Annotated in this window: 13 protein-coding genes; 11 read left to right on the top strand and 2 right to left on the bottom strand. The window is 58.1% G+C overall.

What is annotated here, in order from left to right; translation table 11 throughout:
- Positions 1-167: 167 nt before the first annotated feature.
- Complete coding sequence (locus GOX21_RS09425; protein ID WP_170374513.1) at positions 168-2714, top strand: ATP-dependent helicase; 2547 nt, start codon at positions 168-170, stop codon at positions 2712-2714.
- A 522-nt stretch (positions 2715-3236) separates the two neighbouring features.
- On the opposite strand, the gene GOX21_RS09420 is transcribed toward GOX21_RS09425, so the two are convergent.
- Positions 3237-3461 (bottom strand): DUF1127 domain-containing protein, encoded by a 225-nt coding sequence (locus GOX21_RS09420; protein ID WP_170374516.1) that lies wholly within the window; start codon positions 3459-3461, stop codon positions 3237-3239.
- A 908-nt stretch (positions 3462-4369) separates the two neighbouring features.
- On the opposite strand from GOX21_RS09420, the gene mraZ reads away from it, so the two are divergent.
- The 9 genes from mraZ (at position 4370) to GOX21_RS09375 (ending at position 14051) form a co-directional block, all read left to right on the top strand.
- Positions 4370-4873: a division/cell wall cluster transcriptional repressor MraZ gene (gene mraZ, locus GOX21_RS09415; RefSeq protein ID WP_170348028.1), complete on the top strand. Its 504-nt coding sequence runs from the start codon at positions 4370-4372 to the stop codon at positions 4871-4873.
- Positions 4874-4877: 4 nt separating this feature from the next.
- Positions 4878-5870: a 16S rRNA (cytosine(1402)-N(4))-methyltransferase RsmH gene (gene rsmH, locus GOX21_RS09410; RefSeq protein ID WP_170376081.1), complete on the top strand. Its 993-nt coding sequence runs from the start codon at positions 4878-4880 to the stop codon at positions 5868-5870.
- The gene (gene ftsL, locus GOX21_RS09405; RefSeq protein WP_170348029.1) at positions 5867-6235 is read left to right on the top strand and encodes a cell division protein FtsL; all 369 of its coding nucleotides are present in this window, start codon (positions 5867-5869) and stop codon (positions 6233-6235) included. Before rsmH ends, ftsL begins: the two co-directional genes overlap by 4 nt.
- On the top strand, positions 6232-8019 hold the full coding sequence (locus GOX21_RS09400; protein WP_170374518.1) for a peptidoglycan D,D-transpeptidase FtsI family protein: 1788 nt from the start codon (positions 6232-6234) through the stop codon (positions 8017-8019). Before ftsL ends, GOX21_RS09400 begins: the two co-directional genes overlap by 4 nt.
- 21 nt (positions 8020-8040) lie before the next feature.
- Positions 8041-9522 carry a UDP-N-acetylmuramoyl-L-alanyl-D-glutamate--2,6-diaminopimelate ligase gene (locus tag GOX21_RS09395; protein WP_170374521.1) on the top strand — a complete coding sequence of 494 codons (1482 nt, stop codon included), beginning with the start codon at positions 8041-8043 and terminating at the stop codon, positions 9520-9522.
- A complete protein-coding gene (locus GOX21_RS09390) occupies positions 9519-10913 on the top strand; it encodes a UDP-N-acetylmuramoyl-tripeptide--D-alanyl-D-alanine ligase (protein ID WP_170374524.1) in 1395 nt (464 codons plus the stop codon). Before GOX21_RS09395 ends, GOX21_RS09390 begins: the two co-directional genes overlap by 4 nt.
- A 24-nt stretch (positions 10914-10937) precedes the next feature.
- The gene (mraY, locus tag GOX21_RS09385) at positions 10938-12020 is read left to right on the top strand and encodes a phospho-N-acetylmuramoyl-pentapeptide-transferase (protein WP_170360278.1); all 1083 of its coding nucleotides are present in this window, start codon (positions 10938-10940) and stop codon (positions 12018-12020) included.
- 150 nt (positions 12021-12170) lie between these two features.
- Positions 12171-13571 carry a UDP-N-acetylmuramoyl-L-alanine--D-glutamate ligase gene (gene murD / locus GOX21_RS09380; RefSeq protein WP_170374527.1) on the top strand — a complete coding sequence of 467 codons (1401 nt, stop codon included), beginning with the start codon at positions 12171-12173 and terminating at the stop codon, positions 13569-13571.
- Between the two features lie 105 nt (positions 13572-13676).
- Complete coding sequence (locus GOX21_RS09375) at positions 13677-14051, top strand: glycine zipper family protein (RefSeq protein WP_254428516.1); 375 nt, start codon at positions 13677-13679, stop codon at positions 14049-14051.
- Here GOX21_RS09375 and GOX21_RS09370 read toward each other — a convergent pair.
- Positions 14048-15226 carry an NAD(P)/FAD-dependent oxidoreductase gene (locus tag GOX21_RS09370; protein WP_170374534.1) on the bottom strand — a complete coding sequence of 393 codons (1179 nt, stop codon included), beginning with the start codon at positions 15224-15226 and terminating at the stop codon, positions 14048-14050. The genes GOX21_RS09375 and GOX21_RS09370 overlap by 4 nt on opposite strands.
- A 182-nt stretch (positions 15227-15408) precedes the next feature.
- On the opposite strand from GOX21_RS09370, the gene GOX21_RS09365 reads away from it, so the two are divergent.
- Positions 15409-15744 carry a cupin domain-containing protein gene (locus tag GOX21_RS09365; protein ID WP_170374536.1) on the top strand — a complete coding sequence of 112 codons (336 nt, stop codon included), beginning with the start codon at positions 15409-15411 and terminating at the stop codon, positions 15742-15744.
- Positions 15745-15942: the final 198 nt, after the last annotated feature.

Below are 15942 nucleotides of genomic sequence, written 5' to 3'. Positions count from 1 at the left end.
ATCAGCATTGAGGCCAGAGTTTGAGAGAGAGTTAACGAGACCGGCATAGGAGCAGACAAAAAAAGCTCGAATTGCTCAGAGCTGTAGCTAAGGATTTGTTGCTTTTTAGGCGAACAAGCCGTGAACAAACCCTTTCCCTTGTCGCGGAACCAGCGTAGTTTGGAGTCATGAGCAGTTTCGACGAAATGGACGCCTTTGAGGGCGCATCGCTTTCGGCACGCGCTATGGCAGCGCGGCCCGCACCTTATCTGGATGAGTTGAACCCGGCGCAACGTGACGCGGTTGAGCGGTTGGACGGTCCAGTTTTGATGCTGGCCGGGGCGGGAACGGGTAAAACCAAGGCCCTGACCGCGCGTATTGCCCACTTGCTCAGCACGGCGCGGGCGCGACCGAATGAGATTCTGTCGGTGACATTCACCAACAAGGCTGCACGCGAAATGAAAGACCGGGTGGGCCGCCTGCTGGGCCAGCCCGCCGAGGGAATGCCTTGGCTGGGCACTTTCCATTCTATCTGCGTCAAGCTGCTGCGGAGACATGCGGAGCTTGCTGGTCTGAAATCGAATTTCACCATTCTAGATACTGACGACCAGTTGCGTTTGCTTAAGCAGTTGATTCAGGCCGCCAATATCGACGACAAACGCTGGCCCGCGCGGATGCTGGCAGGAATCATCGACGACTGGAAAAACCGCGCTCTGACGCCAGACAAGGTGCCCGCAGCGGATGCCGGGGCCTATAATAACAAGGGCGTTGAGCTTTACGCTCAGTATCAAGTTCGCTTGCGCGAGCTGAACGCGGTGGATTTCGGCGACCTGCTGTTGCACATGGTCACGATCTTCCAAGCGCATCAGGATGTGTTGGAGCAATATCAACGCTGGTTCCGCTATATTCTGGTGGACGAGTATCAGGATACCAACGTGGCCCAATATTTATGGCTGCGCCTGCTGGCCGGGGCGCATAAGAACATTTGCTGCGTAGGCGATGATGACCAGTCGATCTATGGCTGGCGCGGGGCCGAAGTAGGCAACATCCTGCGGTTCGAAAAAGACTTTCCCGGCGCTTACGTGGTACGGTTAGAACAGAACTATCGCTCGACCCCGCATATTCTGGCCGCTGCGTCGAATGTCATCCGCGGAAACGAAAACCGTCTGGGCAAAGAGCTTTGGACCGACGCGAAAGTGGGACACAAAATCCGTTTGATCGGACATTGGGATGGTGAGGAAGAAGCGCGTTGGATTGGTGAAGAGATTGATGCTTTGGCTTCTGGCACGTCTCGACTCGCACACGGTAGAAAGAATGTCCGTTCTGTTTCCATTGAGCAGGAAACAGAGAGACGGTCAAAAAGCGGTTACAACGCTCTCAAGCAGCTGAACTTGCAAGAAGAGCTTGGAACAAGCAATCTTCCCGATGACCAGAAAGAAGAAATCAGAAACAAGTTTGAATTGGATGAGATTGCCATTCTGGTCCGTGCTTCGCATCAGATGCGCGCGTTTGAAGACCGGTTCCTGACCATCGGTTTACCTTACAAGGTGATTGGCGGACCGCGTTTCTATGAGCGGATGGAAATCCGTGATGCCATGGCTTACTTCCGGCTGGTGGTCAGCCCCGGTGACGATCTGGCGTTCGAGCGGATTGTGAATACTCCGAAACGCGGCCTTGGGGACAAGGCACAGCAGACGATTCAGATGACAGCGCGCGAGCATGGTGTGTCACTGGTCGAAGGCGCGCGGATTGCAGTCGACAATGGGTTGATCAAGGGCAAGGGCGGTAAGGCGCTGCGCGAGTTGATCGATGGTTTGGCGCGCTGGAATGCGATGACCCGCGGGCCGCGGATTGAGGTCGACGACGATTCGGTGATTGATGACGGCACTGCGCCCATGCGGTTCGGCGAGCCAGAAGTTTCACATATCGAACTGGCGCAGATCGTTCTGGATGAATCCGGCTATACCGCACATTGGCAAAACGAAAAAACGCCCGAGGCGCCAGGACGACTGGAAAACCTCAAGGAGTTGGTGAACCAGTTGGGCAACTTCGAGAACCTGCAAGGGTTTCTGGAACATGTCAGCCTGGTTATGGATAACGAGCAGGAGGGTGACGGGGCCAAGGTTTCGATCATGACCCTACACGCGGCCAAGGGGCTGGAGTTTCCCGCCGTGTTCCTGCCCGGGTGGGAAGACGGGTTGTTCCCGTCGCAAAGGTCGATGGACGAATCCGGCCTTAAGGGTCTCGAGGAAGAACGACGGCTGGCCTATGTGGGCATCACCCGCGCGGAAGAAGTTTGTACGATATCCTTCGCCGCCAATCGACGCGTGTTCGGCCAGTGGCAAAATTCGATGCCGTCGCGGTTTATCGACGAACTGCCCGAGGATCATGTTGAGGTGCTGACACCTCCGGGGCTTTATGGCGGCGGTCAGCCTGCGGCGGGAATTGAAACCCGCGCGGCTGAGGCAAATGTTTATAACTCGCCCGGTTGGAAGCGGATGCAAGCGCGGCAGGGGCAGTACGGGATGTCTCAGCCACGCGAAACCCGCAACACGGTGATCGATGCAACCGCGGTCGCCAGCTTCACCCTGGGCGAGCGCGTGTTTCACCAAAAATTCGGCTATGGCGCGGTGATCGGCATCGAAGGCGACAAGGTCGAGGTGGATTTCGAAAAGGCGGGCACCAAAAAGGTGGTCTCGCGGTTCCTGTCGGCCAAGGACGACATACCCTTTTAATCAATAGGAATGTGCCTGACGGCATATGCTCGGTTTTTTTTGGGGGCGCCCGGCCATTGCTGCGGCGCCTTGTTTCATTTGTGAAAAAAGAAAAACGGCGGTTCCCAGGGAGGAGGAGGGGAACCGCCGTTCATTTCAACATCAGGGCAGGGAGGAGAAGAGCCCCGATGTATCCGAACCCGGGTTTGATCCCGGTATGTGTAAGTCGCGGCGACACCAGGGAGGAGGAGAGGTATCGCCGCGGGCTTTCAACATCAAGGCAGGGAGGAGAAGAGCCCTGATGTATCCGAATCCGGGTTTGATCCCGGTATGTGTAAGTCGCGGCGACGTCAGGGAGGAGGAAGACGTCGCCGCGCGCTTTCAACACCGGGAAAGGGAGGAGAAGTACCCGGTGTGTCAGTGTCCGGCGTTCAGGGCCGGTATAAGGTGCGGCGATATCAGGGAGGAGGAGAGATATCGCCGCTGAAATACAGATCCTAAAGGGAGGAGGAAGGACCTGATCTCGGTTATGTCAGTGCGCGCTTAGTGCGCGACGTATTCTTCGGCCGCCTGCATTGCCACGCGGCGGATCATCGAACGGTGCAGGCCCAGATCGGCCAGCTCTCGGTTCGACAGTTCGGACAGTTCATTCACGGTCCGGCGGTAGACCCGGTACCGAACGAACCTGGTTTTTGCAGCCTCAATCAGTGATGCCAGGCCGGTTGCCGGTGCGCCTTTGAGCGCGGTCTGATGTGTTGCTACAGCCATCTATGTTACCCGATATGTTTTGTCTTTGCCGTTGTGTCTCGGCGTTTGCTTGAGGATGAAGATAAGGAAATGCTGCACATGCACAATAGGTGAACTCGTCAATGCTGCTATGCAGCAAGTGCATAGATATCAACGTGTTGGTGTGCTGTTGTCATTTGGGCCTTAAAAACAGGAGTTTTATGAGTGCCTTGCCCACGGTGGCAATCTTCCGAATTTTACTGGTTAGTAAAAATTGCCGCTTCTTTAAGCGCGATGTTTCTAAGTTGAGCATCTTTTAATTAAGGTGCGCCTCTTGCCTCACTAAAAGAGTGTTCCGGTGTGCATGGGAAATCATGGGCGACGCCTGGGAATGCCTTCGCAATTTACATAGGGGCCGCAAATGGAAGGTGATTCGTACGGTGGAAGCTGTGAGATTGACCTCTGGGTGATTGAATTTTCTAGAATCTGGAAAATTTTTGGGAATTCATGGGACATGATGTTCAGTGCAAGTTTTTAGCTATATATAGTATTTTGCCTCGGTACATATTCTAATTATGGTGTAACGCGGGTGGTTTTCAATTGATCGCCATGTGTTTATATTGCGATTCTTGCTTAAGTACCTTGAAGTTTCCTATTGATTTCCATGAATTCCCATGGCATCCCTTGTTTATCCGATGAGGACGAGGCACATGGGGCGCCGAACGACCCCGAACCAATAAAAACAGGTTTCATACAGGCATCTCGCTTTCATCAATCAAGAGATCCGGCGCGCGGGCGAGCAGACATCCCCCCAGGTGGCGCGCGCAGCTGGACATCCCGCAAAGCGGGTCAATGCGGCGGGTTGATCAGTGGCAGCAGATCAACCCGCCGTTTTTCATCCGGGGGGAACGTGAATTTTGGGTGGGGCGCAAGCGAAAGGGACAGTCGTCTTGGCGCGCAGGTTTAGAGGTGAAAGCCACCACAAGGTGGATACGAAGGGCAGGGTGTCGATCCCGGCCTCGTTTCGCCGTGTGCTTGAGGCTTCGGACCCGAACTGGCAGCCCGGTGATACCCCCGAACTGGTGATCGTCTATGGAGATCACCGCCGCAAATTCCTTGAATGCTATACCATGCAGGCGATTGACGAGGTCGATCACAAGATTGACGCGCTTCCGCGTGGTTCGATGCAGCGGAAGATGTTGCAGCGCATGTTCCACGGTCAGTCCTTCCCAACCACCGTGGATGAGACGGGTCGCCTTGTGCTGCCAGCCAAGTTGCGCACCAAGATCGGCCTTGAAAACGAGGCGTTCTTTATTGCCGCGGGTGATACGTTCCAGATCTGGAAGCCTGAGACATATGAGTCTGAAGAGCTGGCAGCCGCCGAAGATTGGCTGGACGAACAGCCCGAGGATTTCGATCCTCTGGAGTTCCTAGATGGCGTCGGGGACGCGTGACGGCATGGCCGGCGCTGACACCCCTTCCGACAAACCTCATATCCCTGTTCTGCTGCGCCCATTGCTGGCGGCTGTGGCGCCGGTTTCCGGTGCTTGGCTTGATGGGACGTTTGGGGCGGGTGGTTATACGCGTGGCCTACTGGAGGCCGGGGCTGACAAAGTCATTGGCGTGGACCGTGATCCGTTGGCCTTTGAGATGGCGGCAGACTGGGCGGGTGGCTATGGCGACCGGCTGGTTATGCAGCCCGGGGTGTTTTCCCGCATGGATGAATACGCGCAAGATCTGGATGGCGTGGTGCTGGACCTCGGCGTCTCGTCCATGCAGTTGGATCAGGCCGAGCGTGGCTTTTCCTTCATGAAGGACGGCCCGCTGGACATGCGAATGAGCCAGGAGGGTGAGAGCGCCGCCGATCTGGTGAACACGGCGACCGAGGCCCAACTGGCCGATATTCTGTTCCACTATGGTGAAGAACGCGCCAGCCGACGGATCGCCAAGGCGATTGTGAAAGCGCGGGCGGATGAGCCGATTACGACGACCCTGCGTCTGGTTCAGATCATCGAATCTTGCTTGCCGCGCCCTAAACCGGGGCAGTCGCACCCGGCAACGCGCAGCTTTCAGGGGCTGCGGATTGCAGTGAACGCGGAATATGAAGAGCTGTTTCATGGGCTTATGGCTGCCGAACGCGCGTTGAAGCCAGGCGGGCAACTGGCTGTTGTGACTTTCCATTCCATCGAGGATCGGATGGTCAAAAGGTTCTTTCAGTCCCGCGCAGGCAAGACCGGGCGTGCCAATCGCTATGCACCTGAAATGGAACAAGAACTGCCACAGTTCACACTTAAGACCCGCAAAGCTGTGGGTCCGGATGAACAGGAATTGCAGGAAAATCCGCGTGCGCGCTCGGCCAAGCTGCGTGTGGCGGTACGAACTGAGGCTCCGGCTGGGGAAATTGATGCCCGCGCCATTGGGATGCCGCAACTGGGGGGAAGGGCAAAATGAAGAGTGTTTTGTATGTGTTGACTGCTCTGGCCGTGTTCGGACTGGCGCTTTGGGCGTATCAAGAGAATTACCGCACCCAGCAAGTGGTGAAGGAAACACAGAAGCTACAGCGCGAGATTGGCATGGCGCAGGTGCGGCTGGCCGTTTTGAACGCCGAATGGGCTTACCTGAACCGTCCCGACCGACTGCGCGAATTGGCCGACCTTAACTTTGAACGTCTGGGCCTGTTGCCGCTGCGCGCCGAACAATTCGGACGCGCTGATCAGATTTCTTACGCCGAGGACCCGGACCTGCCTATCGTCGACCCGGTCGAGTTGCAGGCGATCACCAGTACTCAGGCGCTGGGCGAGGTGCAGATCCCATGACCCGTACCCCTCTGCGCCCCTTGGCCCGTGTTCTTGACGCTCGCGCCCGCGGGGAAAACCCAAAGGCGATCGAGCGGGAAAACATCCGTCAGCGTCACGAAGACATGAAAGATCGCGCCCGCGCCCGCGCCGAAGGGCGTTTGCTGGTGCTGGGCCTGTTCTTCTTCTGCGCTTTCTCGGTGGTCGGGGTCCGAATGGGCATGCTTGCGACGTCCGAGGCACAAGAGCCGCTGGCAAGCGCCCCCGGTGCTGCGATTGCGATGCAGCGCGCCAATATCGTGGATCGCGAGGGGCGCATTCTGGCGACAAATCTGGACACCTATTCTGTCTATGCCCAGCCGCCTGCAATGATCGACCCAGTCACCGCTGCAGATCAGCTGGTGGCGATCTTCCCTGATCTGGAAAAAGAGCGTCTGGTCAAAGATTTCACCGGTAATCGTAAGTTCCTGTGGATCAAGAAACGTATCTCACCGGAACAGAAGCAGGCGGTGCATGATATCGGCGATCCCGGCATCTTATTTGGCCCGCGCGAGATGCGGTTGTATCCGAATGGGCGTCTGGCCGCGCATATTCTGGGTGGTTCGGGCTTTGGCCGCGAAGGCGTCAGCGCCGCCGAAGTTATCGGCGTGGCGGGGGTCGAGAAGCAATTCGACGATTATCTGCGTGACCCGGCCAACGGCAACAAACCGCTGCAACTTTCGCTGGACCTGACCATTCAAGCAGCGGTTGAGCAGGTTTTGTATGGCGGCATGAAGATCATGAACGCCAAAGGGGCCTCGGCGGTGCTGATGAACGCACACACGGGCGAGGTCATCTCGGCCGCGTCGCTGCCGTCCTTCGATCCGAACGACCGTCCGCGCCCGCCAACCTCGGGATTTGATCCGTCGGACAGCCCATTGTTCAATCGCTATGTGCAGGGCGTTTATGAGCTGGGCTCGGTATTCAAAATCTTTACTGCCGCGCAGGCTGTTCAGTTGGGGTTAGTGAATTCTGAGACAATCATCGACACCTCTGGTCCGATGCGGATCGGGCGGTTCCCGATTGGTGAGTTCAACGGCAAGAACTATGGTAAGATCAGCGTTGCGGATGTGATCGTCCACAGCTCGAACCGTGGCACGGGCCGATTGGCCTTGCAGATCGGGTCGCGTCGTCAGCAGGATTTCCTTGAGGCGCTGGGCATGTTCGAACCCACCCCCTTTGAAATTGTCGAGGCCGCAGGCGGTGAACCGCTCAAGCCCAAGAAATGGGGCGAGCTGAGTACGGTGACCATTTCTTACGGTCATGGCCTATCCACCAGCCCGATGCATCTCGCAGCCGGATATGCAGCGATAGCCAATGGCGGGCATTATGTCAGCCCGACCATTCTACGCAAAAATGGTGCTCAATACGGGCCGCGAGTCATGTCCGAAAGCGCCGCGAAACAGGCGCAGAACATGCTGCGCCGTGTGGTGACAGATGGCACTGCCAGCTTTGGCGATGTTGCAGGATATGACGTGGCGGGTAAGACCGGCACGGCGGATAAGCCCAAGCCGCGCGGTGGGTATTATGATGAAAAGGTAATCGCGACGTTCGCGACGATCTTCCCGGCCTATGATCCGAAATATGTGTTGATCGTCACTCTGGATGAACCGTCCATCGTGGCCTACGGCGAAAAGCGCCGGACGGCGGGTTGGACGGCAGTTCCCGTGGCTGCCGAGCTGATCGGACGGATTGCCCCGCTACTTGGGTTGCGTCCCCGGCTTGAGCCTGAGGCGCGCGCTGCTATAACCCTGACCTCAAATTAGGCTGTCCAGCAGAGGTGGGTCATGGGCACAAGGACGAAAACACTTAGCCAACTGGCCCTGACTGCGCGGGGCGGGGCGAATCCCGACATTACCGGATTGGCCGTTGACAGCCGTGAGGTGAAGGATGGCTATCTGTTCGCTGCGCTTCCCGGCACCCGCGTACATGGTGGAGAGTTCATACAATTCGCCCTGCGTATGGGGGCCGCTGCGATCCTGACGGATGCCGAAGGCGCTGAATTAGCGGCGGGCGAACTGGCTGCATCGGACGCTGCTTTGATCGTGGTTGAAGACCCCCGCCAAGCGCTGGCCGGATGTGCCGCGCTTTGGTTTGGGGCCCAGCCGCAGCACATCGTGGCTGTCACTGGGACAAACGGAAAAACGTCCGTGGCCACCTTTGTACGCCAGATTTGGATGGAGCTTGGACTGGCCGCCGTCAATCTTGGAACAACAGGGGTTGAGGGTGCGTGGACCGCACCGCTGGCGCATACCACGCCCGAGCCGATTACCTTGCACCGCTGTTTGGCCGAAGCTGCGGAAAACGGCGTGACCCATGCCGCGATGGAGGCGTCTTCGCACGGGCTCGAACAACGTCGTCTGGATGGCGTGCATCTGGCCGCAGCGGGCTTTTCGAATTTCACGCAGGATCACCTGGACTATCACGAAACCTTCGAGGCCTATTTCGCCGCCAAGGCAGGATTGTTCGATCGTGTGTTGCCACAGGACGGCACCGTGGTAATCAACATGAGCGACCCAAAAGGTGTCGAGGTTCGCAAAATTGCCGAAGCGCGGGGTCAAAGTGTATTGACTGTCGGGCTGGGCGATGCCGATCTGTGTCTGATCGGTCAGCGCTTTGACGCGACGGGGCAGGATTTGCGGTTCTCGTGGCAAGGGAAGGTACTCCAAACCCGTCTAAACCTGATCGGAGGGTTTCAGGCCGAGAATATCCTGCTTGCCTGCGGGCTGGTCATCGCCGCCGGGGAAGAGCCCGAGCGTGTGTTCGAAACCTTGCCGCACCTGACAACCGTTCGGGGCCGAATGCAGCTGGCTGCGACCCGAGACAATGGCGCGGCGGTATTTGTCGATTACGCCCATACGCCGGACGCGGTGGCAACGGCGCTCAAGGCGATGCGGCCGCATGTCATGGGGCGCCTGATCGCCATTGTCGGCGCGGGTGGGGATCGGGATGCCACCAAGCGCCCGCTGATGGGTAAGGCAGCTGCCGATCATGCGGATCTTGTCTTTGTCACCGACGACAACCCACGCAGCGAGGACCCGGCCACGATCCGCGCCGCTGTTCTGCTGGGTGCGCCGGAGGCCACCGAAGTGGGCGATAGGGCCGAAGCCATCCTGCGCGGCATTGACGCTCTGCAACCCGGTGACGCGCTGTTGATCGCCGGAAAAGGCCATGAGACTGGGCAAATCGTCGGTGATCAGGTGTTGCCGTTTGATGATGTGGAACAGGCCAGTATCAGTGTGGCCGCGCTGGACGGGAGGGTGGCATGACGCTTTGGACAGCAGCCGAGGCGGCCGAGGCCACCGGAGGGCGCGCCACGACCGATTGGATGGTAAATGGCGTATCGATCGACACCAGGACCATTCAGCCGGGCGACTTGTTCGTTGCTCTCAAAGCCGAGCGTGACGGGCATGATTTTGTGGCGCAGGCGTTGGAAAAAGGCGCGGGCGCGGCATTGGTGTCGCGCATTCCCGAAGGTGTTTCGAAAGACGCCCCGCTGTTGATAGTCGATGATGTTCAGACCGGGCTAGAGGCATTGGGGCAAGCAGGCCGCGCCCGAACCGATGCGCGCGTGGTGGGTGTTACCGGCAGCGTCGGAAAGACCTCGACCAAGGAAATGCTGGCGACCATATTGGAAAAGCAGGGAAAAACCCACGCCAGCGTGGCCAGCTATAACAACCATTGGGGCGTTCCTCTGACGCTGGCTCGAATGCCGCGCGACATTGAATTCGCCGTGATCGAAATCGGCATGAACCACCCAGGAGAGATTGCCCCGTTGGCGCGTCAGGCACGCCCGCATGTGGCGTTGGTGACGACAGTTGCGGCGGTCCATCTTGAGGCGTTCGATTCGGTTGCGGGTATCGCTCAGGAAAAAGCCGCGATCTTCGAAGGGCTCGAGCCCGGTGGAGCGGCCATCGTGAATGCAGATATCGAACACGCAGAAATTTTGCGTCAGATCGCGCAGGACTACGGGGCCGGTATCGTTGATTTTGGCCGTAAGGCTGCAGATTACGCTTTGACTGATGTCTCGCAAGGGGGCGACTCGGTGCGTGCGGAAGCTGCGGTTGGGGATGCCACCATCGCCTATGACGTGCAATCGGCGGGTACGCATTTTGCCATGAATGCGCTGGGTGCATTGGCGGCCTGTGTTGAAATGGGTGTTGATCTTAATGAAGCCATCGCAGGTCTGCGCCAATGGTCTCCGGTCAAAGGGCGGGGCGTGCGCGAGGTGCTGCCGCTGGCGGCGGGCGGGCAGATTGAGCTGTTGGATGACAGTTATAACGCCAATCCCACCTCGATGGAGGCCGCGTTGGATGTGCTGGCTGCGGCGGAGGGCACACGCCGGGTCGCTTTTTTGGGTGATATGAAAGAGTTGGGCACGCAGGAAATCGCCATGCATTCCGGAATGGTGGATGTCGCGGCAATGGCGCAGGTCGATCAGGTTCACTGTATCGGTCCGTTGATGAAGGCTCTGCATGCAGCGCTGCCCGAGGGCAAGCGCGGGTTGTGGAGTGAAACAAGCACCGAAATGGCCGCGCATCTGCCGGATTTGATCCGGGCAGGCGATACGGTTCTGGCCAAAGGGTCGCTGAGCATGGCGCTGGCTCAGATTGTTGACGGTTTGCGGAAAATGGGGCAAGGGAGCGCGCTTGACCCATGACCTCCGCATGAGAAAGGTTTTGACATGCTCTATTGGTTGACCGCCCTGTCGGATGGGGGGGATTTCTTTAACCTCTTCCGCTATATCACCTTCCGTGCGGGCGGAGCCTTTCTGACCGCGTTGATCTTTGGCTTTATCTTCGGCAAGCCGCTGATCAACGTATTGCGCAGGAAACAGGGTAAAGGTCAGCCAATCCGAGACGACGGTCCTGAGGGGCATTTTTCCAAGGCTGGCACGCCAACCATGGGCGGGTTGCTGATCGTTGGTGCGCTGGTGACCTCAACGCTGGTCTGGGCGCGGTGGGACAATCCTTATGTCTGGATGGTGTTGTTTGTGACGCTGGCATATGCGGCAATCGGTTTTGCAGATGACTATGCCAAGGTGTCCAAGCAGAACACTAAGGGTGTGTCTGGAAAGACAAGGATGGCGCTGGGGGTGATTATTGCGGTTCTGGCTTCGCTTTGGGCGACATTGCATCACCCTGAGGCGCTGCAGAACCAATTGGCGGTGCCAGTTTTCAAGGACACGCTGGTCAATCTGGGTATTTTCTATATTCCGTTCGCAATTGTTGTGATCGTGGGCGCGGCCAACGCCGTGAACCTGACCGATGGGCTGGACGGGCTGGCGATTATGCCTGCGATGATTGCGGCCTCGACACTTGGCATCATTGCCTATGCGGTCGGTCGGGTCGACTTTACCGAATATCTGGACGTGCATTACGTGCCGGGTACGGGGGAGATTTTCATCTTTACCTCGGCACTGTTTGGCGCGGGGCTTGGGTTTCTGTGGTACAACGCGCCACCCGCGGCTGTGTTCATGGGCGATACCGGTTCGCTGGCTTTGGGCGGCGCGCTAGGTGCAATTGCGGTGGCCACCAAGCACGAGCTGGTACTGGCCGTTGTCGGTGGGCTTTTCGTTGTGGAAGCGCTGAGTGTGATTATTCAGGTTCTGTACTTCAAACGCACCGGTCGCCGCGTGTTTCTGATGGCACCAATCCATCACCACTATGAGAAAAAGGGGTGGGCCGAGCCGACCATTGTGATCCGGTTCTGGATCATCTCGCTGATCCTGGCGATGATTGGTCTGGCGACTTTGAAAGTCCGGTAACGCTCCCGCCAGGTTCGGCGGACCTGCGGTCCACCTGCCACCTGTTGAGCCCGGCTCGCGCTGACGCGCGAGCCTTTTGTTGCCCTTGCCAATAGAGTTTTCTTCTGCGCAGTGTGACGGCCAATTGGACGTCAGAAGAAGGTGGGCGGCATGATCCCGGTCAAAGGGTTTTCAGGGCAAAAGGTTGCGGTTCTGGGGCTTGGCCGATCGGGTCTGGCCACGGCCCGTGCATTGCGGGCAGGTAAGGTCGAGCCTGTCTGTTGGGATGACAATCCCGCCGCTCGCGAAACAGCCGAGGCAGAAGGTTTCACTTGCGCCGATTTGCACCGCCACGGGGCGTTTGACGACATCGCGTCGCTGATCGTGTCGCCGGGAATTCCGCATCTCTATCCCGAACCGAACCCGGTTGTGGCTGCTGCGCTGGACGCCGGAGTGCCGGTGGACAACGATATTGGGCTGTTCTTCCGATCCTTTGCCGGGCCGGAATGGAACAACTATGACACTCCGCCTCGCGTTATTGCGGTGACCGGGTCGAATGGGAAATCAACCACCGCTGCATTGATTCATCACATCCTGACCGAAGCCGGGCGTGAGGCACAGCTGGCAGGGAATATTGGGCGCGGGGTGCTGGATATTGATCCGGGTGGAGACGGGTCGGTGGTTGTGTTGGAGTTGTCCAGCTATCAGACCGATCTGGCCCGCGCTCTGACGCCGGATGTGGCAGTGTTCACCAATCTGTCTCCGGATCATCTGGACAGGCATGGCGGGATGGGGGGCTATTTCGCAGCCAAACGCCGGTTATTTGCCGAGGGCGGACCGGATCGCGCAGTGATCGGTGTGGATGAAAACGAAGGCGCGTTTCTGGCGGGCCAGCTGTCCGAAGGGCCGACTGACGACCGGGTCATCCGTGTCTCGGTGGCGCGCAAACTGACCGGGCCGGGGTGGCAGGTCTTTGCACGCAAGGGGTTCTTGTCGGAGTACCGCAAGGGGCGGCAGGCTGGGTCAATCGACCTGCGTCAGATCAAGGGCCTGCCCGGCGTTCATAACCATCAGAACGCTTGTGCCGCCTATGCTGCCTGCCGCGCGTTGGGGCTGGCGCCGCGCGTAATTGAGGATGCGCTGCACAGCTATCCCGGCTTGCCGCATCGCAGCCAGATTATCGCCGAAGTGGACGGCGTGACCTATGTGAACGATTCCAAGGCCACTAATGTAGACAGCGCGCTGAAGGCGTTGAGCGCGTTTAAAAAGATCCGGTGGATTTGTGGGGGGCTGGAAAAAGAGGGTGGTCTTTCAGCGTTGAACGGCGCGGCGGATCAAGTGCTCAAGGCTTATGTGATCGGGCGCGAAGCTGCCAATTTCGCGCTTCAACTTGAAGCCGAGGCGCAGGTCTGCACCACAATGGCGGAAGCCGTAGCGCAGGCCATGTCAGATGCGCTACCGGGAGAGACGGTGCTGCTGGCCCCTGCAGCGGCAAGTTTCGATCAGTATGACAATTTTGAACAGCGCGGAGAGGACTTCGCTGAACAGGTTCGGCAGCGGTTGGCGGGATAGTCATTTGCAATAGACCGCCAGTTGGGCCAAGCTACAGTGCTATCAGCTTGACGCGCCGTGACAATTACGTTTGGCTCCGGGCAAATTCAACACGAGGTAATGACTATGCCATACCGTAAGTTTTCTCTGATCCTACCCGCCGTTTTGGTGGCTGGTGCCTGCACGAATGTTGGTGCCAATTATCAGCCGATTGTCGATGGCCCGATTGGCCCGAACTACAACGTGGATCTGCAGCAATGCCAACAGCTGGCTGCATCGCAAGCCAGCGTTGATGGCTCCACCGCCGGGAACGCCGCAATCGGCGCGGCAGGTGCGGCTGCGGTTACCGGGATCGTTCAGGACAGCAGCGACAATCTGGGTCGTGCAGCGGTCGCTGGCGCTCTGGTCGGTGCCGGTGCGGACGTGATCAACAAGAACCAGAATAAAGAAGTCATCGTGCGCAACTGTATGCGCGGACGTGGCTATAACGTCGTCGGCTAACGGGTTGCGATTGCATCTCCAGCAGCGTGACCCGAGGACCACGCCCATTGGAAGTTGTAGCCGCCCAGCCAACCGGTGACATCCACCGCTTCGCCAATCGCATAGAGGCCGGGGACATCCCTGGCCTCCATCGTTTTTGACGACAGATCATCAGTATCGATCCCGCCCAGAGTGACCTCGGCGGTGCGATAACCTTCGGTGCCAGAAGGGGTCAGTGGCCAATTGGACAGGGCCGTAATCAAATCGGTCAGTGCCGCGTCGGATTGGTCGGCCAGGTTGCCCTGCATCGGAATATGCTGGCTTAGGTACTCCACCAGCCGTGTAGGCAAGTGGCGGGCAAGTTCGGTGGTCAGGGCCTTGCGGCCCCCGCTCTGCCGCTGATCGCGCAGCAGGTCGAAAAGGGGAAGATCGGGTATCAGGTTGACCCGGATCGCCTCACCCTCGCGCCAATAAGAAGACAATTGCAGCACCGATGGCCCGCTGAGGCCGCGATGGGTGAACAGCAGCGCCTCGTCAAAGCTGGTGCGCTCGTTTGACAGGCGTGCGGGCAGGGACACGCCGGAAAGGTCCTTGAATTTCCCGTCCGAGAAGGTGAACGGCACCAATGCTGCGCGTGTGTCGGTGATCCGCAGACCGAACTGGCGGGCGATATCATAGGCCAAGCCGGTTGCACCCATCTTGGGGATCGACTTACCGCCCGTTGCCAGAACCAGATTGGTGCAAGTCAGGCTGAGGCGCTGCCCTTCGCGGTCGACCTCCAGCGCGAAACCGGCCTCGATCTTGCGCAAATCTTTCAACTCGGTACGCACCCACAGATTGGCCCCGGCGCGCTCCATCTCGGTCAACAGCATCTGAATGATCTGTTTCGAGGACCCGTCGCAGAACAATTGGCCAAGGGTTTTTTCATGCCACGCGATGCCGTGGCGCCCGACCAGATCAACGAAATCCCATTGCGTGTATCGCGCCAAGGCCGACTTGCAGAAATGCGGGTTTTGCGACAGGAAGTTGCCCGGCCCGGCGTACATGTTGGTGAAATTGCAACGCCCGCCACCTGAGATGCGAATTTTCTCTCCGGCCGCTTTGGCATGATCGATCACCAAAACGCGCCCACCGCAATGGATCGCGCACATCATACCGGCTGCACCGGCCCCGAGGATGATCGTGTCATATGTCATGGGCTGCGCATGGCGTGGAATTGGAAGGAAGGCAAGAGCCAGAGCGGTTTCAGCGCACTGCAAAAGACTTCATGGGTCATTGCATCGTGAGGCGTTTTGGTCAGTAGAAATACAGATTGCAAGCTGCCCAACGCGCTGACATGCTGCCCTTTTGACGCGCGTTTTCAAAAAAGGATAAATCGATGCGATTTCCGGACTTTATTACTGCATTCCCCAAATTGGATGTGCCTTTCCCCGAGGATGTCGTGCAGACGGCGGTCATAAGATCTGACGCCGGCCTCGCGGCGTTTTTTACGTTTCTTCAGGATATGGAGCTTCCATTGCATTCACATGGGGCCCAATGGGGAACTGTCATCGAAGGTGAGGTCGAGCTGACTATCGGAGGAGTTACCAAAACCTACCGTCCCGGTGACAGCTATTCGATTCCGGCCGGGGTGGAACACGGCGGGCAGATCAAGGCCGGGACCCGTGTGATCGACGTGTTTGAAGAACCGGATCGGTATCCAATTAAAGAGTGAAGTAAATTCTGCGCTGTCCTGCGCGGGCATTATTCAGCCCCCTTGACACCGCGATGGGATTGGGGCCGTTTGTCCAATTGCTGAGGTCACCGCCACTGACGGGCCGTTTTCCGCATACCCGCTCATTCCGCTAGCCCAAACGCAAAAATGTCTGTAGACTCTCAATCAGATCCCGAAAAAGGGACATGAACGAGGCAG

This window comes from Ruegeria atlantica (assembly GCF_013032005.1).
In the GTDB taxonomy this organism is placed as follows: Bacteria; Pseudomonadota; Alphaproteobacteria; order Rhodobacterales; family Rhodobacteraceae; genus Ruegeria; species Ruegeria atlantica_A.
The sequence above is the reverse complement of the archived record's forward strand: the minus strand, read 5'-3'. Positions and strand labels throughout refer to the sequence as shown.